The following is a 24,211-nucleotide window of genomic DNA, read 5'->3' as shown; positions in this document are numbered from 1 at the left end:
TTCAGCTTCTAATTGGTTGAAATTTTCAATTGGTTAAGATCCTGAAATAAAATCAGGATGACGTATTACATGCTTTTCAGACAGCCTCTTTTTAACTGTAAAAGTCGCAGCAGATTTCAGTTCTACAGGCTCACTTCTAATTTTTATTTCTAAAATCGCACTTCTAAAATCTAACTTCCAAAGAGTACTTCTACGATCTAGCTTCTAAAATCGTACTTCTAAAATCTAACTTCCCATCTGTGCATTCTAAATGGTAGGTGTTCCTCCTGTTACCTGCACCGTGGAGCCGGTCATATAACTGGAATCTTCAGACGCTAAGAGCACAAAAGGCGCAGCAAGTTCGGCGGGTTGTCCGGGGCGGCCAATTGGAGTGTTTTTTCCGAAGCTTTCTACCTGTTCCTGTGGCATAGTAGACGGAATAAGCGGAGTCCAAATAGGTCCGGGAGCCACACAATTGGCACGTATGCCCTTCTCTGCCAGGATCTGTCCCAGATTAGCTGTGAAATTCTGGATCGCACCCTTTGTTGCGGCATAGGCCAGTAACTGTGGGTGGGGTTTATAAGCGTTGATGGAAGTGGTATTAATAATGGTACTGCCGCGCTTCATATGAGGCTCTGCAGCTTTAACCAGGTAAAAAATGGAGTAGATATTAGTCTTGAAAGTCTTATCCCATTCCTCACTGGGAATATCCTGGATCTTTTTCCGCGCCATTTGAAAAGCGGCATTGTTCACAAGAATATCGATCTGCCCGAATTCCTCGACCGCCTTGTTGATGATCTGTTTACAATGCTCTTCCTCGCTTACATCACCAGGTACCAACACGGCCTTCATTCCGGCTTCCCTCACCCATTTCGCCGTTTCTTCGGCGTCATTATCTTCCTCCAGGTAGGAGATCAGTACATTGGCACCTTCCCGGGCAAAGGCGATTGCCACTGCCCTGCCTATCCCGGAATCTCCCCCGGTAATAATGGCATTTTTCCCCTTCAATTTTCCGGAGCCTTTATAGGAATCTTCCCCGTGATCAACCTTTGGCTGCATATCCTTTTCCTGCCCCGGCGGCTCCTGTCGCTCCTGACCCTCAAAAGGAGGTTGTGCGTGCTTCTGCTGCGGATCCTTCATTTTTTCATTGTCGTCTTTCATAGTCATTCTTTTTAAGGAGGTTCAAAAATGACATTTTTGACACCTCATGTTTCCATGAAATTACCAAATCTCTTTTCGGAAAGGACGAAGAAAGCCTCTAAAATTTTGCTAAAACTCTATTTCAGAACATGTTGAGCCAGCAGTTTCTGAACTTCATACACATTGACAGATTTATTGAATTTCCTGCTCACACTGGGTTGCTGTTCCGAAGAGATCCAGATCTTGAGTTCGGCATCGAGGTCAAAAGTCCCTGCCGTTTCCACACTAAAGCGGGAGATACTTTTATAGCCTATGGAAAGATATTGTGTTTTGCTGCCGGTAAGGCCCTGTTTATCTATCAAGATCAACCTTTTGTTCGTAAAAACAAAGGTGTCTCTAAAGATCTTAAAGCCGGCTTCAATAGTTTCGGCCTCAAACAGAAGCTGCCCGTATTCTGCCTGCAGTTTTTGATTATCGACTGCCCCTGCATTGCCCATTAATGATGAAAAAATTCCCATTTTGTTCTTTTTTGAGAAAGTAATTTAATCAAAAAAGAAGCGGATCATGAAAACATGACTTCGGTTTGAGAAAGCTTTAACAGGCTGCCTTTTCTTTAATACCTATTTTTAGAAAAACCTGAAATTATGGCCTTCTTCGGAAAAGTAAGAAATACGATCAACCTCCTTAAGAACATAGACCTTGATCAACTTGCGAAGATCAACAAGCAGATCGATCTTTCGGAAGCAATGCAAACGCTGGGACAGCTGGATGAAAATCAGCTCAAAGGCCTCATGAAAATGCTGAAGACCAAACGCCGGAAAGGCCAGCACGATCTCCCGCCGATTGATGGAGATTTCTATAATCTGGACCTAAAACTTTCCGAAGAGCAGCGTGAACTACAGCTGAAGGTGCGCAACTTTATGGAAGATGAAGTGCGGCCCCTGGTGAATGAACACTGGAACCGCGCAAAGTTTCCGTTTGAGATCATTGAAAAATTCAAAAAACTAAATATTGCAGGCGTTCCGTATGAAGGTTATGGCTGCCCTAATTTGCCATTTTTGATGGAAGGCATCATTGCGCAGGAGATTGCCCGGGTAGATGTGTCGATCTCCACTTTTTTTGGAGTTCACAGCGGACTTGCCATGGGGTCTATCTATCTCTGCGGAAGTGAAGAGCAAAAGCAGGAATGGTTGCCAAAAATGCAAAAACTGGAAGCTATTGGCGCCTTTGGCCTTACCGAACCCAACGTGGGAAGCGGCGTTGCCGGCGGACTCGAAACCACCTGTAAATGGGATGGCGAAAACTGGGTGCTGAACGGTCAGAAAAAATGGATAGGAAATGCCACTTTTGCCGATGTGATCGTGATCTGGGCTAGAGATGAAGATTCGAATCAGGTGAAAGGATTTTTAGTAAGAAAAGGAAATCCTGGTTTTAAGGCTGAAAAGATGCGGGACAAAATGGCGCTGCGCATTGTGCAGAACGCCCTTATCGACCTCACCGACTGCAAAGTTCCGGAAAGCGACCGCCTCCAGAAAGCCGAATCTTTCAGGGATACCGCAAAAGTTCTAAAAATGACCCGTGCAGGAGTAGCCTGGCAGGCCGTAGGTTGTGCCCGGGGAGCTTATGAAAGTGCCCTGAAATACACAAAGAAACGAGAGCAGTTTGGACGACCCATTGCGTCTTACCAGTTGATACAAAATCACCTTGTAGAAATGATCGCCAATCTCACCTCGATGCAAACGCTGTGTTTCAGATTATCTGAATTGCAGGACCAGGGGCTGTTAAAAGATGAACATGCTTCCCTTGCAAAGGTCTATTGCAGTATGAGAATGAGAGATGTAGTAAGCAGAGCACGAGAAGTGATGGGCGGTAACGGAATCCTGCTGGAATACGATGTAGCCCGATTCGTCGCCGATGCCGAAGCTATTTACAGCTATGAAGGTACTAAGGAGATCAATTCCCTTATTGTGGGAAGAGCGATCACCGGGTATAGTGCTTTTGTAAATTAGTTAAGAGTTCGGAGTAAAATTTGACATTGGAATCTGGAATTTGGAATTTGGAATTCGGAATTCGGAATTCGGAATTTGAAACATAAACAGAATAAAAATACCTTCTACTAACTATCAACTACAGACTAAAAAATAATAAATGTCCTTTCTAATTGTTAGCTCACAAAGAGATCCAAAAGCCTGGATCGATGCCTTAAAAGAACAAGATCCGCAAATAGACCTGGAGGTTTATCCCGAGGTAAAGGATCCGGAAAAAGTGGAATTTGTCCTTTCCTGGAGACATCCTCATGGCATCTATAAAAATTACCCCAACCTAAAAGTGATCGCCTCTATGGGCGCCGGTATAGATCACATCATTGAAGATAATGATATTCCGCAGCATGTAAAGATCACACGGGTGATCGACGAGCAGCTCACCAAAGACATGAGCGTCTTTGTGCTGTCTCTCATCCTGGAACACCTTAGAAACCTTTCTTTCCACTACAGCAGCAAAGAATGGAAACCGCTAAAATACTTGCGCCCTTCAGAAGTGCAGGTGGGAATCATGGGGATGGGAGTCCTGGGAGTGGGCGTAGCCGAAAAGCTAATTCAGAACAAGTTTAACGTGACCGGCTGGTCACGTACCAAAAAAGAGATATTAGGAGTCACCACCTACCATGGCGATGAGCAGCTGCAGGATTTTCTCGAGGCCTCACAGATCCTTGTCTGTCTCCTGCCGCTGACTTCCGAAACTGAGAATATTCTCAATAAACGCCTTTTTGAAAAGTTACCGAAAGGCGCCTATGTGATCAACGTCGCCCGCGGACCACATCTGGTCGAGGAAGATCTTCTGGAAATGATCGAAAGAGGACATTTAGCGGGGGCAGCTCTGGATGTTTTCAGGACAGAGCCGCTGCCGAAAGATCATCCTTTCTGGGAAAACCAGAAGATCAAGATCACCCCACACGTAGCAAGCGTCACCTACCCCGTGACAGTAGCCCCACAAATCCTGGAGAACTATCAAAGAATGAAGGCCGGAAACGAACTAAAAAATGTGGTGAACAGAGAGAAGGAATATTGATAGTCCTAAGTGGTCGGTGAGCAGTATTTGGAAAAAGTCCTTTTCATAAGTGAAAACATTAATTAAGTAACCATAAACGAATATCATGAAGGAACTAAAAAATATACTCGTGGCTGTCGATTTTAATGACGCTGTTGGAGAATTGCTGGGATATGCTGAAGGACTTGCCGAAAAATTCGGTGCCAAGGTATGGGTGCTGCATGTGGCAGAACCCGATCCTGATTTTGTGGGTTATGAACCAGGACCCCAATACATACGGGATTTCAAAGCTGAAGAATTTCGGGAAGAGCACCGCAACCTGCAAATGTATTGCGACACTTTTCTTAGTGACAGTATAGAGAAAGAAGCTTTATTGATACAGGGTTCTACTGTAGAAGCAGTTTTGGAAGAGGCAAGAAAACTGAAATCAGATCTGCTCATCACGGGAACTCACAAGCACAGTTTCCTGCACAATCTTCTAAGAGAGAGCGTCTCCTTAAAGCTGCTAAAAAAGGTAAATATTCCCCTGTTGACCATTCCCATAGATGAGGATTAGTCTTAAATCAAAAGTGGCCGTCTAAAAAGCATTTAATGCCATCCTAAATGTATTTCAGGATCCCAACCAATTTATAATTAAAAAAGTTGGAGCTGAACCAAGTTCAGCTTGACGAAAATTAGACTTTTCAGACAGCCTCTTTAAAAGTATTACAATCTGTAATTATGCATCCACAGCAAGGGCGGCATCAATTCGGGCCAGCAGGTCGTTCCAGTGATAAAGGCTAAGTTGATCGCCACTACGGCTTTTCCTCGCTCTAAGATCTCTTCTTAACTGCTCAAGGTCGCCGCGCATCAGTGCAATGACATCTGTAGCAGTAACTTCATTTTCTCCTTCTTTTTTGAGCTGTGCCACATATTCAACTGCAGCATCTACATAAGCACGCTGCACATTCCTTCTATAGGCATCTGCCTTTTGAGATTTATACAGCTCCTCAAAGATCCCCTTTCTAAGATCATTCAGCATTTCAACAGCAGTGTAGGCGTTCTTGCCGTTCAGCTGCTCATTTGTGATCATTCTTTGCAGGCGATCCTCATCCAGAAGGTCGTTCAACGCCCTGCTTTGAAGATTTTGAATACGCTCAATAGCTCCTGTTGGCTCTATGCGTTGCAACAGCTCCCTGTCAAGTAACCATTGGGGCGTAGAAAAGGCGTGAGCATTTAAAAAATCTACTGCCTCCTTTTGTTTTTCCTCAGGAACATGTGTGTAAACGCTGCCTTCTTGATCGGCGGTTTTGCGGGTCTCATAAACCCCGCCCACATTTGCCACCACATGGGAGACATAACCTCTCCACATGAAGGTTAGTTCGCGATAGACTTCAGACAATTCAGAATAATCTGTATTATCTTTTGAAGTCCACTCCACAAGGTTTGGCACTACTTTTTTCAGGTTTGCGAGTCCGTATTCACTCGCTTTTATCTGGTCATCCCCCAGGCTTTCTCTTTGAGATTGCGGATCAATTCCGCCGTAACCACTTCCGAATTCATAAACAGGATCGCCCGCTTTTTCCAGGATCCACTCGCTAAGCACAGGTTTTTCTTCCTGAGTGGTAGCATCAGGAATATATCGATAACCCCAGTTGATAGCGTAAAGATCATAAGGTCCCATCATCCTGATATATCTTACGCCTTCATCTCCCGGCTGTGCCACGTAATTCACCCGGGCATAATCCATAATAGAGGGAGTTAAGCCGTACTTCTGGGTAAATTCAGGAGAACGTAAGGAATCTGTTGGATAGGCTGAACTTGCTTTCATGTTATGTGGCAATCCCAAAGCATGTCCCACCTCGTGTGCGATCACCATACGCATCATTTCCCCAATCTCTTCTTCGGGAGTATTAAGTGTGCGGGCTGAAGGATTCTGAGCCCCGGCTTCGATCATGTAACGATTTCTGTAAGAGCGCAGGTGGTTGTGATACCAAATAATATCACTTTCAATGATCTCGCCGGTGCGAGGATCGGTCACCGAAGGGCCCATGGCATTACGAGTGGTACTCGCGACATAACGCACAACAGAGTAGCGCACATCTTCCGGGCTAAAATCGGGATCTTCCTCTTTTGTTGGAGGATCTTTGGCTATAACGGCATTTTTGAAACCTGCAGCTTCAAAGGCAACATTCCAGTCTTCGATCCCCTGTCTAAAATATGGCCTCCATTTTTCGGGAGTAGCAGGATCAAGATACCAGACTATTGGCTCAACCGGCTCTACCAGTTCTCCTCTTTTGTAGGCTTCAATGTCTTTTGGTACCAGCTTCCAGCGATTAATGATTCGGTAATCATCACTTTTTAGCTCGTCGGAATTATAATTGAATTTTCTTGTAGTAAACCAGCCAACCCTGTGATCGGCCAGGCGTGGCTGCATTTTATGTTCCGGAAGCAGGATCATGGACTGGTTCATCATCATGGTAATGGTCCCTGCCTGATCTCTTTCGGGTGGCTCCTCTGCCTCATAGGTCATCACATGCTTTACCTCAACATTTTCAGGAAAGGCCTTAGCCGATGTGATGTAAGAACGAGATTTGTCCAGCTTTTTCACTTTGTACCGCTTCCTAAGATCGGGAGAAACGCCGTTTATAGCTGCTACTTCTTCTTTAAAAAGATCACTCACTTCGATTACTGCGGAAGTTTTGTCGTCACTGAAAGCAGCAATTTTTGCACTGAAAAGTATGGGGAAGAAATTATTTGCCGCGACCGACTGATAGATCGGGGTGCCTTCTTCGCTCTCGTTCTCAAAGCTAATCACCTTCATGTCGATATGATTGCCTCGCCTGGACCATCTCACTACCTGTTCGTTAGCCTTTGAACCTGCATTGACATATCCGCCGCCAAATCCTGCAGGCACTCCGGCAATACGGCTCACCAGCAAAATATCCTTTTCGAGCACGCTTAACGGAATTTCAAAATACAATTTATCACCCACAAAATGGGTGGTGAAAAGGCCTCTATCACTTTTAGCTTCAGCCGTGATCACTTCTTTATAAGGCTTGGTATCATCCTGCGGCTTCTTTTGTGCCGGAGCCTGATTCGCTTGTGCCGGTACAGCTTTCTGGGTTTGGCAGCTTACGCCCACCGCAAAAAGCAGTCCGTACATCGGTAACTTTTTTATCATGGATTAATGGGATTTTTGAGATTCCCAAGATAACTAATGAAGTTATAAGTACGAAATTAGAATTTAGAACTATTCTGAACTTGGATTAAGCTGTCTGAGTTTTTGAAATTCCTTGTAGATGTCAGAGATATCCCAGATAATTGTTAATTGATCATTGTTTATTGCTCATTGATCTAATAAAGTCTATAGAAGAATTTTAATCCGGCGGAAGGTTGGATAAACCCGGAGCCAATTACATCAAGGTCCCCCGACACAGCGCCTGTTCTTTCCTTTTTTGCAATATTCTTATTAAGGAGCAAAAGCATGATCCCTGCCTCAAGTGCAACACCAAATTGAGGGGTAAGGTTAAAATCTCTCCCCAGCCTTGGCACCAGCAACAAATTCATCCTTTTCTCCCATTCCCCTTCATTACTCATGTAGGTGAGGCCAGATTTTATGTACCAGGGCATTAGATCTGATTGCCCGGACCTTCCGGCAAAGTGATAATAAAAATCACCCGAGATCGTAAAATTGTCATTCTTGTAGCCCGGACTCGTTCCAATGGCAATTCCATATTGAGTTTGGTCCACTTGAATTCTAAGACCAATATTTAGGCTTTCGGGGGTGCCGATGCCGCCTGTAACATTGACCTGTTCCTGTGCCAGAACGGGATTGATGGAAAGAAAGTTGATCAGGCAAAAAAAGAAGAGTCCGAGCTTGAAATTTTTCATAGTACCAGGTTTTGCCGGGTGAAATTATTTTACCAATTCCCCATGACAACCTGTTGAGGTTGTGTCGCAGAACAGCAAAACTTCGACAAGTTAAATCAAATAATTCAATCCTCGTCTTCTGTAGTTTGATCAAAACCAGACAGCTGGAAGAATTATTTAGAATTATCTTTCTGAGCTAAATGAATTTTTTCCCGATGTTATTTTACAGCTTCGGCGTGGACAGCTTCAGTGATTTAATGCCTGCTATATTGCCTGAGTTTCAATATCTAAAAAAAGAGGTAGTCAAAAATGACATTTTTGACTACCTCTTTTTTTATCTCCTGCCCCACAATTCTTTCCCCAGGTAGAGCCAGTCATTCAGGATTGTTTCTAATATGGCATCGACATTTTCAGCATTTAAAAAGATCAAATAACCATTTTTGGACTTCGGAAATATAACCGCGAGGGTTCTTACTCCAGGATCTCCTCCCGTGTGAAGCAGGGCATACTCCCCGCCTGTAAAATTGGTGAGGATCTCCCAACCCAACCCAAAATAGTCGTTCTCCTTCAGCTTCACCTGCCGACTCTGCATCTCTTGAAAAAGATCACTGGATAATTCTGCACCATTGATGACATAGCTCAGGAACCTTCCGTAATCTTCAACGGTAGTGAGCAGGTTTGCAGCTGCATTAGCCTCATAATATTTCGTGGTTTCGATCTTCTTGCCTTCTTTATCAAAATTCTGTGCATACCTGCTCTCATCCATTTCCTCATCCCACCAGAACCTGGTGTCGGTCATTCCGGCAGGAGAAAACACATGTTCCTCGGCGAGTTGTTCAATGCTCGCTCCAAACTTACTTTCCATAGCTTTTCTCAAGTATTCAAAGCCCTCCCCAGAATACTGGTATTTGCTTCCGGGGTCAAACTCAAACGCGAGCTTTCCAGTTTCGTTCAAATATCTCCAGTTGGGAAAACCGGTTTGGTGAGTAAGAACCAGTCTCGGCGTTAAAAGTTTATGCCGCTCATCACTACGCAGATCGGGATCTGTCCAGTATTGATGCAGGGGTTCGTCAAGGTTCATCATGCCCTTGTCTATCAATTTTAAGGCAGTAACGGCCACGACGGGTTTAGTGAGTGATGCAACTTTAAAGATGGTATTATAAGGCGCCGGCGTGGTTTTGTCCAGAGTGCCGTAAACCTCAACCTTTGTCAATTTACCCTTTTCGATGATCCCCAGCCCTAATGCCGGAACCGCATTTTCTTTTAAAAGCTGCTCAATATTTACTATCGTTTTACTCATTGCCGGTTCGCCATGGTCGTAGCTCAGCACCTCAGCCAGTTTCCAGCTTCTGTTTTCCAGCCTCCATACATGCGTAAATTTTGCAGTCCCGGTTTGCACCTCCGCTTTCCCTTTTTCCCGCAGATAAAAATGATGCACGCCCTTTTGAATGGCAGCGTAAAGTTTTCCGTTCTTATACATCGGAAAAACTTCGAGGCTGTTCTCATCCACTTTTCTAACGGGTTTTGCTCCTGTCCCTGCACAGATATTTTCCTTTGTATTTTTCAGAAAGGTTGCCCTGTCCTGGTATCCGCCTTTGTCATGATAGAACTCCAGGTCGGCAGTAATATTTTCTTCTAGATACTCAAGGTCACACTGATTGAAGCTCCGCTCAAAAAAGATGCTGTCCTGTTGCTTCAGGCTGCGGAATAATTCTGAATTCTCATCAACTTGTGAGTACGCACCAAAGATGCCGGTAGTGATAAAAAATGCAATAAAAAAGATTCGGTTGATCATGTAATTGTGTTTTTGACAAAGGTGAAATAAACAGAGCTTTTAACCTGAAAATCCTCCCGCCAATAATCCGCCAATCGGCCGTCAGTAAGGGTTTGATTTAAATAATGCTGAAGTTGAGCTTTATTCGCAACCTTTGATTTTTGTCAATTTCTGCTGCGTTTACCAGGATGATGATCACATTTGAAAGCACCAGAACGATCATCATCACCAGCGTAAGATCATTACTCCAGCCAAAGGAATTCTTCATGAAATTGAACAGCATAAAAATGATGAAGGCACAGATGCTCCAAAAGATCTGCAGGGAAACGATCTGCCGTGTGAGCGGATTGAATTTCTTCGCAAAAAACATAATGACCAGTGGCAAGAGAATGTTTGCCGGAGGAAATATGGTAACTGGCAAGGACGAAAAATTGATCAATTTGACCAATGTTTGATTTACCGGTTTGGTCCCTTCGGAAGGTCTTTCTACCAGCGCCTCCTCTTTTACCTGCAGTGAGGATATTAGCATTTTCAGGGTCTGCCCCTTCGGATCTGTACCCGATTCTATCCGCTGAATGGTCCTGACTGAAACACCCGACCTTTCTGAAAGCTCCTGCTGGGTGAGGTGCTGTTGTTCTCTTATACTTTTAAGCCTGGACATTTAAATCTGGAAATATCAATTTACCGGACAAGATAAATATTTTCAAAGGAAGTAGATCATGAAAGACAGAGGTGTCAAAAAGGGCTTTTTGAAGTAGTATTTTTAGAAGTACGAAATTGAGAACTGCCTGCAAAAATTTTCAGCATTTCTTATCCAGAAGTGGTGCCTAAAATGTCATTTTTGCCATGCATTTTGAAAACTTCCTGCGCTAAATTGGGTTCTCCTAACGATGTTGATCAACAAGGATCATGTTGCCGTCGGGATCGGTAAGCATAAGACTGGCAGGGCCTGAAGAATTCTCATCTGCTTCAGAAAGCAGAGGTATATCCTTGTTCTTTAAATGCTTCTGAATTTCCCGTACATCATCAAACTTTTCCAGGTTCTGGGCATTTTCATCCCATCCTGGATTGAAAGTGAGGATATTTCCCTGGAACATGCCCTGAAAAAGACCAACCAGTGCATTGCCATTTTTCATGATAAGATAGTTCTTATCTGCGCTTCCGGCAAAGACCGCAAAGCCAAGCGACTCGTAAAATTCCCTGGAAACCTGCAGGTCCTGCACATTTAGGCTGACGGAAAATGCTCCTAGTTTCATATTGGTTTGATTTTAAAGATTGGTAATTTTAAAGGTAGTCAAAAAAGGCATTTTTGAAGACCTTTATTTTTGCAGGTTCCCATGATCCCAGTCGGCTTTTGAAAGTACAAATTCAAATTCATCGCAAAGCTGCCCCTTGTACATCAAGTCCTTAAACCATCCCTTTTTACGAAAATTGAGGCTTTTGAGCAGGTTAACAGAAGCTTCGTTCTTCGTATCTACCCTTTCTACTACCTCCTCAACATTTCTCTTCCTGAACAGGAAATCCAGGACGCCTTTCATAGCCTCTCGTGCAAAACCTTGCTTTTGGTGCAGCGGAGAGATCGTGATCCCGATCTCTGCCAGTCCAGATTCTAACCTAATGCCGCAGTCGCCAATGAGCTTTGAAGTTTCCAGCTGTTCAATACCATACTGAACCCATTGCACAGAACCTTCAGGATCCAACCTGGCATTCTTTCTTATAAAACTTTCGGCTTCCTGCAAATCCATAGCCTCGTAACCCTGAAATTTAGCCACTTCCTGATTGGAACGATAGGCATGAAATGCATCCAGATCGGAGATCTGGAGTTCACGAATGACCAATCTTGAGGTTTTGATATTCATAAGTTTATGAAAATTACGATTTAGTCGTGAATTAAAGACTGCCCTTTTCCCTGAAAAAAAATATTCTGGTTTAGTGGAGATCCTTCCCCCCTTTTACCAGAAGCCAGATCGCGAATGACATTTCCCCTAAAATGCTCGGCACTGCAACGAGCATCAGGAACACAGAAGCATAGTCTTCATAATTTGGCAGCATAAAATGGGCTGTGGTATCTACCATATACATGATTCCCGCCAACAGCAATAAAATCCGAATGATCTGTGGCTTATCCAGAATCTTGGCAAGCAGAATAAGGTGCACCCCAAAAAAGAAAAGACCAAGCAGCCATATAGTGTTGAAGATCTCCACCTGTTGCAAGATCTCCTGGTTTGAGGTAAGATCTAAGGCAAGTGGCAGCATAGCTATAGCCACTCCCATGACCGTGGCATGAATGAGCCTGAAGATCGTACTAAGACCCGACAACTTATGTTCTCTGTACAGTTCATAAAGGGCCCAGGCTACTACTGCATCAAAGATGACGGTGAGCATAAAGGCAAAGATTCCCAGCCCCACTAAAAATCTCTCCTGCTGTACCGTCTCCAGCGGATTTTCAAGTATAGCTTCGAGAACCATAAAATTTGCGAAGATTGCAGCAAAGAAGATAACGAGATAACTAAAACCGGCAAGGATGGCAAGCGTTCTGGGTTTCATAGGTATGTATTTTAAAAGATTGGTAAATTCAGGATCTCCTTCATCTCCCCTCATACATTCTAATGACAAACAAAATTTTCAGAACATAAAAACCTAAACTCATTGTCTTTAGATGATAAAAATATAAAATATTCGTTAAACCGCTACGAATCGTTTAATGGTTAAAAACGGGAGAAGAAAAAAATGAAAGATCCCGTTCAAAGCTGCTTCTCATCAACCCGGATAATTCTATGTACTGCGTAATAGGTAAGAACAACCCCAAAGAGGAATAGCATCCAATAATTTACACTGAATTGCAGCTCAAAGATCCAGTTGTAAAAATCCCCTCCCCAATACTGTAGCGTAAACCAAAGGGTATTTACCAGGACATGCAGGAAGATGGTATAAAGAATGTTCCCGGTCTTTTTATAAAGCAGGCAGGCGACCACACCAAAAATAAAAGTAGGCAACAAATTACGGAAACTCGGCAGGTGGAAGAGCGCAAAACAAAGACTGGAAACCGAAATCGAAGTTGTAGCTGAATACCTTTCAAGCAGCTTGGAAAAAAGGAATTTCCTGAAGTATAATTCTTCAAATACAGGCGCTAAAATCATAGCGAAAACTCCGGTATAGATAATAAACCTGTCTGCTTCAGGCATGTAATATGGCTCTGCATTTCCTACATCTATGAAATCCCAGATCCTTTTAAAATCGAATAATGGCCGGTCCAGAAATTCCAGCCCTATGGCAATCGCTAAAATATAAAGTAAAACTTCGGAATTAAGAGACTTCAGCTTTGCAGGCAACACTTTTAGATCAAGTTGAAATTCTGAAAAATAAAAGATCGTTCCGTAGGCAATAAAGGGCGTGATCCAGGTAATGATCCCCATTCCATGAAGATAAACGTTTTCTGAAGGGTTCACCAGTTCAAGCAGGTAAAGTTGGGTCATACCAAGTGCAAGCATAAGTGCCACAAGAGCAAGAAACAGGAATAAGGCTCGGATAAGTGCCATAGAGGATTTTTTAGAAGAGGTGTCAAAAATGTCTTTTTTGAAGGATCTTAAAATCAAGTGCCATCACTGAAAACTACATTTGCTATCTACTACAGTACTTTCGTCTCTTAAGCTTACAATCTGTTCTAATTCTTCGGGAATATCGTCAAGGCAGATATATTCCACGAACGGGTAATTTCCCATATTGGAAGCTCCAATATCGTTAGCGATCAAGGTATTTGTCACAGAAGAATTTTTCAGAATAAGAGATTTGATTAAATTTTCCGAAATATCAAGCCACTCCAACTGTGTGAGGCAATGAAAATCGAAAACTTCGGGCTCCCCTCCTTCTAAATAAGACATGTTGAGCTTTCTAAGGGCAGGGACTTCACAGAAATTGATTTTCAGAAAACTGTTGATCATTTCGAGCTCAAGAAGATTTTCTGTACCCTGGAGATCCACATTTATAAAGTTGACAGGAAGTGCAATATTTTCGTCAGTAAAGACCTCGTAATATGGTCGGTCATTTATTAATTTTAAGTGCTTGAGATTAGGAAGGCCCGAGAGGTTGAGGGTGTTACTAAAATTGGTGACGACATTGTTGAATTCCAGATATTCCAGTTTTTTAAGCGCGCTAAAATCATAAGACAGCAACTCATCTCCATTTATACTGCCTCCTGAAGCTTCACCCAGCCCTGTGATCTTGAGGTACAGAAGGTTATTGAAATTTTCTATTCCGGCAAAATCGACAAGCCTTCCGATTCCAAAATAGTTATAGTTCATGATCAATCCTGTTACTGCCTCTGCTTCAGATCGCTGGATCTCATTATCATTATTAAGGTCAATTGTGCTGTCTCCAATGTGATCTCCATTGGTATCGATGGAATTGGTATGAATCAGCACATTTTTAAATTCAGCATCGGGTATTGAGATGATGTCCTCTTGTTGCAGATTGGGATCACCGCCACCAGAACCTTCAGGTTCACATGAAAAAGAAACGACAATAGTAGAAAAAAGTAACCCCAGCAGTAAATTTTTTTTCATGACAGGCAGGTTCAATGCGATGAATAAAAACGGAAAAACAATAGGTCGGTTGCCGGGTAGGGACGCAAACATTAACCTGTTAAGAGAATCAAGATAGGGATTTTTATAAAATATCTGCACTCCTTTGTTGTTTTCACCTTAAAGGCTTCTTTATTAAAAGTTCAAAAATTCCCTATATTTAGCGCTCTTTAAACTTTAACTCATTTATAATTTATGACATATAAACACCTGTTGGCGTTAGTACTGCTAATGACCACATCTGCCTTGTTTGCACAGGAAGAAGAAAAAAAAGATGACATAAAATGGGATGTGAACGATCCCTATACAGACGACTGGAACATCAAAGAAGTAGCTCTCAATACCGACGAAGGCACCTGGATGAACCTGGACGTAAGCCCCGATGGAAAGCAGGTCGTTTTTGACCTTTTAGGAGATATATATCATATGCCGATCTCTGGCGGAAAAGCTACCGCCCTTACCAGCGGTATGGCCTATAATGTGCAACCGCGCTTTAGTCCCGACGGAAAAAGGATCTCCTTTACGAGTGATGCGGGAGGCGGAGATAACATTTGGATCATGGATGCCGATGGCAGCGATGCAAAGCAGCTAACAAAAGAAAATTTCAGGCTCCTCAACAACGCAGTGTGGATGCCCAATGGCAACGCAATTGTTGCCCGCAAGCACTTCACTTCAGGCCGTTCGCTTGGTGCCGGAGAAATGTGGATGTACCACATAGGTGCAGGCGCTGCGGGAATTCAGCTGGTAGAAAAGAAGAACGAGCAGCAGGATATCAACGAGCCCAGCATTTCACCCGATGGCCGTTACCTGTACTACAGCCAGGACGTGTACCCCGGAGGTGTGTTCCAGTATAATAAAGATCCAAATAACCAGATCTACGTGATCAACCGCTACGATTTTAAAACCGGGGAGATCGATCGAGTTACAGGCGGCCCGGGTGGTGCGGCGAGACCACAGGTGTCACCTGATGGGAAAAAGCTGGCTTTCGTGAAGCGGGTGCGCACGAGTTCTGTTCTTTATATCCATGACCTGGAAACAGGTGAAGAATGGCCGGTAAATGACCAGCTGAGCAAGGATCAACAGGAAGCATGGGCCATTTTTGGAGTTTATCCCGGCTTTGGCTGGTTACCTAACAGTCAGGAATTAGTTTTCTGGAGCCAGGGAAAGATCAAGAGAGCAAATATTGAGACCTCCAATGTTTCTGAAATTCCTTTCGAGGTCAACAACACCATCAAGATCGCCGAAACGCACCAGGTGAAGCACAAGGTGTTTTCAGAAGAATTCAATCCGAAGGTGATTCGCCACGCAGTGACTTCACCTGACGGAAAAACCCTAGTCTTTAACGCAGTAGGTTACCTATGGAAGAAAAGTCTTCCTAACGGAACTCCGGAAAGGATCACCAAAGCTGAAGAATTCGAATTTGAACCCAGCTTCTCACCCGATGGAAAAACCATTGTTTACGTAACCTGGAGCGACGATAATATGGGTGCTGTGAGAACAGTTGGTCTTAACGGAAGAAATGCAAAAAAACTGACTGCCGAAAAAGGCATTTTCAGGAACCCTTCTTTTTCAAGTGACGGCCGAATGATCGTCTTCAACAAGGAAGGTGGAAACTCAGACCTGGGAAGAACCTTTACCAAAAATCCCGGGATCTATTTGATGAATGCATCCGGAGAGAATGTAAGGAAGATCAGCGATAAAGGAGAATTTGCCATGTTCAATGCCAGTGATGACCGCATCCTGTTCCAGACAGGAGGATATTTATTCGGAAGCCTTACCAAGAGCCTGAAAAGTGTCGACCTCAATGGAAAAGATGAACGCACGCATATGGAATCCAAGTACGGCGGTCGCCTGGTGCCAAGCCCCGACAATAAATGGGTAGCTTTCAGCAATCTTCACAAAGCTTACGTGGCGCCGCTGATGATGACCGGCAAGGCTGTAGAAATTGGCCCCGATTCCAAAACTGTTCCTGTGAGCCAGCTGGCAAAAGACGCGGGGATCAATATCCACTGGTCTAACGACAGCAAGAATGTACACTGGACCTTAGGTGACGAATATTTTACCAATAAAATTACCGAGCGTTTTACCTTTTTAGAGAACTCAGTAGATTCCATTCCGCCAATTACTGAGCAGGGAACGAAGATCGGGTTGAAAGTGAAGACCGATGTACCTTCGGGACAGATAGCATTCACCAACGCCCGCATCATCACCATGAAAGGCGAAAAAGTGATCGAGAACGGAAGTATTCTTATTGAAGGCAACAAGATTGTGCAGATAGGAAATGCTTCCGAAGTAAATGTTCCGAAAAATGCGAAGGTTTATGACGTTCAGGGCAAGACCATCATGCCCGGAATGGTAGATGCGCATGCGCATATTGGAGCTTTCAGATACGGATTGACGCCGCAGCAGCACTGGCCTGCCTTTGCAAACCTTGCCTACGGAGTGACCACCGCGCATGATCCTTCTGCTTTGAGTGAAACTGTCTTCGGAATGGCCGAACTCATCAAGAGCGGAGAAATGGTGGGACCACGCCTCTACTCTACTGGAATTATACTTTACGGAGCTGAAGGTGACTTCAAGGCCGAGATTAACAGTTTAGAAGACGCGAGATCGGCTTTGAGAAGAACCAAGGCCTTTGGAGCGACTTCAGTAAAGAGTTATAATCAGCCGCGCCGGGAGCAACGTCAGCAGGTGATGCAGGCTGCCAGGGAGCTCGGTATGAATGTGGTTCCTGAAGGCGGAAGTACTTTCTTCCACAACATGAACATGATCGTGGACGGGCATACCGGGATCGAACACAATATTCCAGTCGCACCGGTTTACAAGGATATCAAAACCCTTTGGGGCAACAGTAACACCGGTTATACACCAACGCTTATAGTAAATTACGGCGGAATCAACGGGGAATATTATTTCTACGACAAGCACAATGTTTGGGAGAATGAAAAACTTTTAGAGTTCACTCCGCGGTCAGTGGTTGATTCCCGTTCAAGACACCGCACCAAGTTGCCTGATGAAGAATACGAGCACGGACCTATTTTGGTTTCAAAAACTGCAAAGGAACTTTCGGATGTCGGAGTAAAAGTAAACATGGGTGCCCACGGACAATTACAAGGGCTGGGAGCTCACTGGGAGCTTTGGCTGATCCAGATGGGTGGCATGAGCAACATGGAAGCTCTAAAAACCGCTACTATAAACGCTGCGGAATATATTGGAATGGGTGACGAGATAGGTTCTTTGGAAGAAGGCAAACTAGCCGATCTTATTGTTCTTGAGGAGAATCCGCTGGAGGATATTCAGAATACCAACACGATCATCTATACCATGGTAAACGGAAGACTTTATGACGCTAATACCATGAATGAAATTGGAAATGAACCAAAAGAAAGGAATGAGTTCTACTGGGAAAATAATGGTTATAATCCCTCTTTTGGATGGCATGAGGAAGGACATGCACATGGGTGTATGGCGCATTAAATTGTATAGTGTAAGATTGTATAATGTATATTGAAATGGTTTTTGAACTTATGTAGAAACCAGGGCCCGAAATTAAAACTTGAGCCTTTAGAATTTTTTAAGCCGGGATCCTTGGGATTTCGGCTTTTTCATTGGGCTAAAGCCCATGTTCTGATTATAATTGTTATCCCCCACCTGAAGGTGGGGGCACTTGATCTTTTCTCTTTTTATTATTTGAAAAGCAAAGAGAAATATTAGAAATGAATTGCCTCCGGCTTCAGCAAAAAAGGGAATCGGTGCAATTCATTTTTTATCATTTTAACTCGCAGAGAGAAATGTTGAAACATGAATTGCCTCCGGCTTCAGCCGGAGGATTAAAAAGGAATCAACAAAATGGGCTTTAGCCCAAAATCTTTTATTCAATTGTCATTTCCTTTCATTTAATTTCCATTAAGATCTGAATCTCAATCCCTGGTTCCAGCAGCGGTGGAGCAAATCATTTCCTTTTTTCATTTCAAAAAATATAGAAAAAGTTTCGAAAATGAATTGCCTCCGGCTTCAGCCGGAGGATCAAAAAGGAAGCAACAAAATGGGCTTTAGCCCAAATCTTTCATTTAATTGTCAATCCTTCATTTGAATTTCCATTAAGATCTGAATCTAAGTTCTTAGTTTCAGCAGCGGTGGAGCAAATCATTTTTTTATCATTTTTGAGTTGCAGAGAGAAATGTTGAAACATGAATTGCCTCCGGCTTCAGCCGGAGGATTAAAAAGGAATCAACAAAATGGGCTTTAGCCCAAAATCTTTTATTCAATTGTCATTTCCTTTCATTTAATTTCCATTAAGATCTGAATCTCAATCCCTGGTTCCAGCAGCGGTGGAGCAAATCATTTCCTTTTTTCATTTCAAAAAACATAGAAAAAGTTTCGAAAATCAATTGCCTCCGGCTTCAGCCGGAGGATCAAAAAGAAATCAACAAAATGGGCTTTAGCCCAAAATCTTTTATTCAATTGTCATTTCCTATCATCTGAATTTCCTTTAAGATCTTGTGGTGCAATTTATTTATTATCATTTTTGACTAGCAGAGAGAAATGTTGGAACATCAATTGCCTCCGGCTTCAGCCGGAGGATTAAAAAGGAATCAACAAAATGGGCTTTAGCCCAACCTTTCCCATTCCCTATCCTGACCTATAAAGATGTAACTTTGAACCTAATTTTAAAACCGGCATTTTACATAGGTCCGACCTTGAACATTCAACTTTAAACCTTGAACAATTGTTGCAAACAATTACTCATTACTTCCTCCACTTCTTTTTCATAGGCGCTATTGCCTACTGGTACGACAAAAACAACTGGAAGAAATACTGGCTGCTCCTGCTGGCGACAATGCTGGTCGATCTCGATCACCTGCTGGCTACACCCATTTTTAGTCCCGGAAGATGCAGCATTGGATTTCATCTGCTGCATTCCGAATATGTGATCCCACTCTATTTTTTGGGAGCTGTTTTTATAAAGCACAAGATCATTCGCCTCATCATGATAGGACTGGCCTTTCACATGATCACAGATTTTATCGATTGCCTCTGGATGCTCTCGAAGTGCGAGGCATGTTCGGCTGCAGAGGTGTTTGAAGGCCTTTTTTAGAGCCAAGAGTTAAGAATTAAGGGACCAGAGATGATAGCTGTTACAGGAAAGCCATTCTCGATCTTTCCGGCAGATGCTCTAATCCCACTTAACATTTTCCAATTCCCCGATAACTATACATTTTAACGCAAAGCCGTTTTTATTTCAAAGCTGAATTCTCTTATATTTACCACGCGGGGGATTTCCCCCACTCCAAATTAACAGCCAAAATATTCACTGAACATGCACGTAGCCATTGCGGGAAACATAGGGGCAGGGAAAACTACCCTTACTAAATTACTAGCAAAACATTTTAACTGGGAGCCTCAATTTGAAGATGTGCTTGAAAATCCTTACCTCGAGGACTTTTACAATAAGATGGAACGCTGGTCTTTTAACCTGCAGATCTACTTTCTAAACAGTCGCTTTCGCCAGATCCTGGAACTTAGGGAAAGCGGAAAAGCCATTATCCAGGACAGGACCATTTACGAGGATGCCCACATTTTTGCACCAAACCTGCATGCTATGGGTCTTATGACCAACAGGGATTATGAAAATTACCGCTCCCTTTTCGACCTTATGGAAAGCGTGGTGCAGGGACCAGATCTCTTGATCTACCTGCGCAGCAGTATCCCCAACCTGGTATCTCAGATCCATAAACGTGGCCGGGATTACGAAAATTCCATTTCCATCGAATACTTAAGCCGACTTAATGAACGCTACGAAGCCTGGGTACACAACTACAACAAAGGCAACCTGCTCATTATAGACGTAGACAATATCAATTTCGTTGACAATCCGGAAGATCTTGGTAACATTATCACCAGGGTAGACGGAGAACTACACGGCCTTTTTAAATAAACTGGTTTTCCGAAGCTCACTTAGATGAAGCCCTGCTCTTTTGCATGAGCTTCTGCCTGTTTAGAGCTCTCGACAAGCAGGACAGGTACGGTTTCGAAATCGTCGACGATACTCTGTACCCGTTCCATTTTTCGGCGGTGCTTTACACTTCGCAGGTAGATCGCCAGAATGCGATCTGGATATTGAGCTGCAATTTCGGTATAGATCGCAGGATCATGTTCCCCGCTGTCACCAATGAGGATGAAATTCAGGTGTGGATAGGTTTTCAGGATATTGATGATCTCCTTCTGCTTATGCGGTTTTTCAGGGCGTAGCGTCTTATCAAATGGAGTTCTAAAATCTCTTAGCAGAATTGGCCCTTTTGGAAAATCATTGATCTCCAGAAACAGCTTAAGGTACTGGTACAAATTCCAGGGGCTGTTACTAAGATAGATCATGGGATTTTGCTCCTTGCCATTTTTCCCCGCATGTAGCTTCTGGTAGAAACCGGGAGAGCCTTCAAAAGAGATCCTTTTATAAGCGTGCTTAAAAAGGGAATTATGAACCACCCTCCATTTTAGAAAAGAAGTAACCCCGGTGTGAAGAATGGTGTCGTCGATATCACTAATTACTCCAAAACTCGCTTTTTGTGGAGGAATAAGCAATTCTGCTTCAAACTGGTTATTATGGGTGATGATACTGTTGGGCACTTCGGAAGCAAAAGACATTTTAAGTTTTACCCAACCTTCATCATCTGCAAAATCTCTTAAATTAAGTGAAATGGTCTTATCATATAGGAAATAGCCATCAGCATTTGTTTCGGTCTTGAGGATCTCTCCATTTGGAAGCTCCAGCCAAACCTCTGCCCCTGCAATCTCATAGCTGTCGAATTGCTTGTAGGTATTGGCCAGCGTTCTGAAAAAGGATTGATCTTCGTGCATTTTAAGGTTATCATCATCAATCGCGCGACCAAGTAAATACAAATGACTGGCTGTACCATAGCTGCGGTAAGTAGCGAGTTTTACTTCAGGTTTTGCGGTGAGATGATTTTTTAGCCGGGAAAGGATCTGCATAAAAGGGTTTTAAAAATGACATTTTTGACACCTGTTTCAAGGTACATCTAAAATGAAAAATCCCCTGCTTTTGCAGAGGATTTTAAAAAATTTTTAGGAAATTTCCAATAGACTATTCTTCTTCGGAAATCTCCTCTAAAGGCTTTTCAGTAGAAGTAGCTTCCGCAGCATTTGCTATTTTTTCCGCAGCAACCAGCGTTTCATTTTTATCTTCAGAAAACTGTGCTCCAGGCTCCTTCTGCGTCTCTGGCTGAAGGATGGTAACTTCCTCCACCTCGGGGGTATTGGCAACAGCCATATCCTGCCCAAGAATTGGCGCGATCACCAACCCGATAAGACAGGTAAGCTTTATAAGAATGTTCATGGAAGGTCCCGAGGTATCCTTAAATGGATCTCCTACCGTGTCTCCCGTAACGGCCGCCTTATGCGCTTCAGACCCTTTATAGGTCATCTCTCCATTGATCATTACTCCGGCTTCAAAAGATTTCTTAGCGTTGTCCCACGCACCTCCGGCATTGTTCTGGAAAATAGCCCATAGTACACCACTTACGGTAACTCCGGCCATGTAGCCACCCAGCATTTCGGCGATTAGACGATTTTCATAACCAAGAACCATTGGAAAAAGTACGATAAGAATAGGGAAACCAATAGTAAGTAATCCCGGGAGAAGCATCTCTCGTAGTGCAGCTTTGGTGGAAATCTCCACACACTTGTCATACTGAGGTTTTCCGGTACCCTCCATAATACCCGGAATTTCACGGAACTGCCTGCGTACCTCGTTTACCATATCCATAGCCGCCTTTCCAACAGATTGCATGGCAAGAGCAGAAAAGACAACAGGGATCATTCCTCCAATAAAAAGCATTGCAAGTACAGGCGCTTTAAAGATATTGATCCCATCAATACCGGTGAAGGTGACATAAGCTGCAAAAAGCGCAAGAGAAGTAAGCGCTGCAGAGGCGATCGCAAATCCTTTCCCGGTGGCAGCAGTTGTGTTCCCTACGGAATCAAGAATGTCTGTTCTCTCTCTCACTTCTGAAGGTAATTCGCTCATTTCGGCAATACCACCCGCATTATCGGCAATAGGCCCAAAAGCGTCAATAGCCAGCTGCATAGCAGTGGTAGCCATCATGGCCGAAGCTGCCAGCGCAACCCCGTAAAAGCCTGCAAAGGCATAAGAAGCCCAGATCGCAACGGCGAAAAGTAATACAGAATAGAAAGTGGAAATCATCCCTGTAGCAAGTCCTGCAATAATATTAGTACCTGCACCGGTACTTGAATTTCTAACTATATCCAGAACAGGTTTCTTGCCCAGGCCGGTATAGTATTCGGTCACTGCCGAAATAACACCTCCTACAACAAGTCCTACCAAAGTAGCATAAAAAACTCTGAGGGAAGAGATCTCCTGAGGTCCCTCTCCAAAGAATTCCATTTGCATGGTTTCAGGCAACATCCAGGTGACCAGGAAGAAAGAAGAGATTGCCACGAGTACAATAGATACCCAGTTCCCACGGTTAAGAGCAGCCTGTACCTGTGCTTCCTTGGCAGAGTTACTACTGATCTTTACCAGGAACGTTCCAAAAATGGAGAAAATGATCCCGAAGCCGGCAATGGCCATTGGTAAAAGAATAGGACCAATTCCGCCGAATCCTTCAGCCACAATATTTCCGCCCATGTCGTTGATCACGTAGTTTCCAAGCACCATGGCTGCAAGAACAGTAGCGACATAACTTCCGAAGAGGTCGGCCCCCATTCCAGCTACATCTCCTACGTTATCACCTACGTTATCGGCAATAGTTGCAGGGTTTCGAGGATCATCTTCAGGAATACCGGCTTCCACCTTTCCTACAAGGTCGGCACCCACATCGGCTGCCTTTGTATATATACCACCGCCCACTCGTGCAAAAAGTGCGATAGATTCAGCTCCAAGAGAGAATCCGGCAAGGGTTTCGAGGACAATAGTCATTTGATGAACGTCTGTCCATTCTCCTCCCATGAACACATGGAAAAAAATGATAAAGAAAGTGGTCAAACCAAGAACCGCAAGACCAGCGACACCAAGTCCCATTACAGTTCCTCCTCCAAAGGAGACCTTTAGAGCTTGTGGTAAACTTGTTCTGGCGGCCTGTGTAGTACGAACGTTTGACTGGGTTGCTATACGCATCCCGATATTTCCGGCAAAGGCAGAAAATATAGCCCCGAAAATAAAGGCTACAACAATTAAAATATGAGTGGTAGGAACAATGAAGGAGATTCCTGCCAGGAGAATACTGGCCACGATCACGAAAATGGTGAGGATCTTATACTCGGCATTAAGGAATGCCAGTGCTCCTTCGTAAATATGAGAGGAAATATCTTTCATTTTTCCATCTCCCGCATCCTGCTTTAAAACCCAGGTGCGCTTTGCCCACATAAAAATGAGCCCTATGATCGCCAGGATCGCTGGCAACCAAATCATCAATGATTCCATAATTTTTGTTAAAATTTATTTGCGGCGCTAAAGTTAACAAAAGGGAGGAAATTATGACTTACCTAAAATGATCTTTCTCAAAAACTTGTACAGAATATTTACAGATCCTCAGCCATTAAAGCATTTGAACTGTCAAAAATGTATTATTCGTTATGAATTTATCCGAAAGCCTATTTTTCCTTTAGGTTTTAACGGCGTAACTTCTAGCTTCCTGAAAATCAAATTATTTTGTGTCGTCCTAAAATAGGTTTACAGTTTTTAAATAAAAAATTTAGATAGACCTGTGGAGTTTTCTTCACAGGTTTTTTCATGAATAAAGTTAGGCGTTTTCATTTGAAGACTCAAGTGTGGCCTATCATTATTATATGTTTCTATTGA

General features: G+C 43.4%; 19 protein-coding genes. 6 read left to right on the top strand and 13 right to left on the bottom strand.

The genetic code is table 11. The features are described 5' to 3' along the window. Positions 1 to 246 precede the first annotated feature (246 nt). Both HC175_RS14210 and HC175_RS14205 read right to left on the bottom strand, forming a co-directional pair. Positions 247 to 1,140 carry an SDR family oxidoreductase gene (locus HC175_RS14210; RefSeq protein WP_168139158.1) on the bottom strand — a complete coding sequence of 298 codons (894 nt, stop codon included), beginning with the start codon at positions 1,138 to 1,140 and terminating at the stop codon, positions 247 to 249. Positions 1,141 to 1,256: 116 nt separating this feature from the next. After that, complete coding sequence (locus HC175_RS14205; RefSeq protein ID WP_168139157.1) at positions 1,257 to 1,637, bottom strand: PH domain-containing protein; 381 nt, start codon at positions 1,635 to 1,637, stop codon at positions 1,257 to 1,259. A gap of 126 nt (positions 1,638 to 1,763) precedes the next feature. On the opposite strand from HC175_RS14205, the gene HC175_RS14200 reads away from it, so the two are divergent. From HC175_RS14200 to HC175_RS14190, 3 genes are all read left to right on the top strand, one after another. Next, positions 1,764 to 3,128 (top strand): acyl-CoA dehydrogenase family protein, encoded by a 1,365-nt coding sequence (locus HC175_RS14200; RefSeq protein WP_168139156.1) that lies wholly within the window; start codon positions 1,764 to 1,766, stop codon positions 3,126 to 3,128. Positions 3,129 to 3,267: 139 nt separating this feature from the next. Then, positions 3,268 to 4,188, top strand: a complete 921-nt coding sequence (locus tag HC175_RS14195) for a 2-hydroxyacid dehydrogenase (protein WP_168139155.1) — start codon at positions 3,268 to 3,270, stop codon at positions 4,186 to 4,188. Positions 4,189 to 4,273: 85 nt separating this feature from the next. Next, the gene (locus tag HC175_RS14190) at positions 4,274 to 4,723 is read left to right on the top strand and encodes a universal stress protein (protein WP_168139154.1); all 450 of its coding nucleotides are present in this window, start codon (positions 4,274 to 4,276) and stop codon (positions 4,721 to 4,723) included. A gap of 162 nt (positions 4,724 to 4,885) precedes the next feature. On the opposite strand, the gene HC175_RS14185 is transcribed toward HC175_RS14190, so the two are convergent. From HC175_RS14185 to HC175_RS14145, 9 genes are all read right to left on the bottom strand, one after another. Next, positions 4,886 to 7,330 carry a zinc-dependent metalloprotease gene (locus tag HC175_RS14185; protein ID WP_168139153.1) on the bottom strand — a complete coding sequence of 815 codons (2,445 nt, stop codon included), beginning with the start codon at positions 7,328 to 7,330 and terminating at the stop codon, positions 4,886 to 4,888. A 173-nt stretch (positions 7,331 to 7,503) separates the two neighbouring features. Next, complete coding sequence (locus tag HC175_RS14180; protein ID WP_168139152.1) at positions 7,504 to 8,040, bottom strand: hypothetical protein; 537 nt, start codon at positions 8,038 to 8,040, stop codon at positions 7,504 to 7,506. 313 nt (positions 8,041 to 8,353) lie between these two features. Then, a complete protein-coding gene (locus HC175_RS14175; protein ID WP_168139151.1) occupies positions 8,354 to 9,814 on the bottom strand; it encodes a serine hydrolase domain-containing protein in 1,461 nt (486 codons plus the stop codon). 97 nt (positions 9,815 to 9,911) lie between these two features. Next, complete coding sequence (locus tag HC175_RS14170; RefSeq protein WP_168139150.1) at positions 9,912 to 10,454, bottom strand: helix-turn-helix domain-containing protein; 543 nt, start codon at positions 10,452 to 10,454, stop codon at positions 9,912 to 9,914. 223 nt (positions 10,455 to 10,677) lie between these two features. Then, a complete protein-coding gene (locus HC175_RS14165) occupies positions 10,678 to 11,049 on the bottom strand; it encodes a VOC family protein (protein ID WP_168139149.1) in 372 nt (123 codons plus the stop codon). Between the two features lie 63 nt (positions 11,050 to 11,112). Then, complete coding sequence (locus HC175_RS14160) at positions 11,113 to 11,652, bottom strand: GNAT family N-acetyltransferase (protein ID WP_168139148.1); 540 nt, start codon at positions 11,650 to 11,652, stop codon at positions 11,113 to 11,115. A 70-nt stretch (positions 11,653 to 11,722) separates the two neighbouring features. Next, complete coding sequence (locus HC175_RS14155) at positions 11,723 to 12,340, bottom strand: DUF4386 domain-containing protein (RefSeq protein WP_168139147.1); 618 nt, start codon at positions 12,338 to 12,340, stop codon at positions 11,723 to 11,725. 197 nt (positions 12,341 to 12,537) lie between these two features. Then, the gene (locus tag HC175_RS14150; protein ID WP_168139146.1) at positions 12,538 to 13,332 is read right to left on the bottom strand and encodes a CPBP family intramembrane glutamic endopeptidase; all 795 of its coding nucleotides are present in this window, start codon (positions 13,330 to 13,332) and stop codon (positions 12,538 to 12,540) included. 63 nt (positions 13,333 to 13,395) lie between these two features. Then, positions 13,396 to 14,355 carry a hypothetical protein gene (locus HC175_RS14145; protein ID WP_168139145.1) on the bottom strand — a complete coding sequence of 320 codons (960 nt, stop codon included), beginning with the start codon at positions 14,353 to 14,355 and terminating at the stop codon, positions 13,396 to 13,398. Between the two features lie 213 nt (positions 14,356 to 14,568). Here HC175_RS14145 and HC175_RS14140 point away from each other — a divergent pair, with 213 nt between their 5' ends. The 3 genes from HC175_RS14140 (at position 14,569) to HC175_RS14130 (ending at position 20,311) form a co-directional block, all read left to right on the top strand. Further along, entirely contained in the window at positions 14,569 to 17,850 is a 3,282-nt protein-coding gene (locus HC175_RS14140) for an amidohydrolase family protein (protein WP_168139144.1), read from the top strand. 1,252 nt (positions 17,851 to 19,102) lie between these two features. Then, on the top strand, positions 19,103 to 19,471 hold the full coding sequence (locus HC175_RS14135) for a DUF6122 family protein (protein WP_168139143.1): 369 nt from the start codon (positions 19,103 to 19,105) through the stop codon (positions 19,469 to 19,471). 222 nt (positions 19,472 to 19,693) lie between these two features. Beyond that, the gene (locus tag HC175_RS14130; protein ID WP_168139142.1) at positions 19,694 to 20,311 is read left to right on the top strand and encodes a deoxynucleoside kinase; all 618 of its coding nucleotides are present in this window, start codon (positions 19,694 to 19,696) and stop codon (positions 20,309 to 20,311) included. A 20-nt stretch (positions 20,312 to 20,331) separates the two neighbouring features. Here the strand turns inward: HC175_RS14130 and HC175_RS14125 are convergent, their stop codons facing one another. Together HC175_RS14125 and HC175_RS14120 are read right to left on the bottom strand one after the other, a co-directional pair. Next, positions 20,332 to 21,363 (bottom strand): App1 family protein, encoded by a 1,032-nt coding sequence (locus tag HC175_RS14125; protein ID WP_168139141.1) that lies wholly within the window; start codon positions 21,361 to 21,363, stop codon positions 20,332 to 20,334. A 112-nt stretch (positions 21,364 to 21,475) separates the two neighbouring features. Further along, the gene (locus HC175_RS14120; RefSeq protein ID WP_168139140.1) at positions 21,476 to 23,833 is read right to left on the bottom strand and encodes a sodium-translocating pyrophosphatase; all 2,358 of its coding nucleotides are present in this window, start codon (positions 23,831 to 23,833) and stop codon (positions 21,476 to 21,478) included. Positions 23,834 to 24,211 lie beyond the last annotated feature (378 nt).

The sequence above is a fragment of the Salinimicrobium oceani genome (genome assembly GCF_012037645.1).
This window is presented reverse-complemented; position numbering and strand designations above follow the sequence as displayed.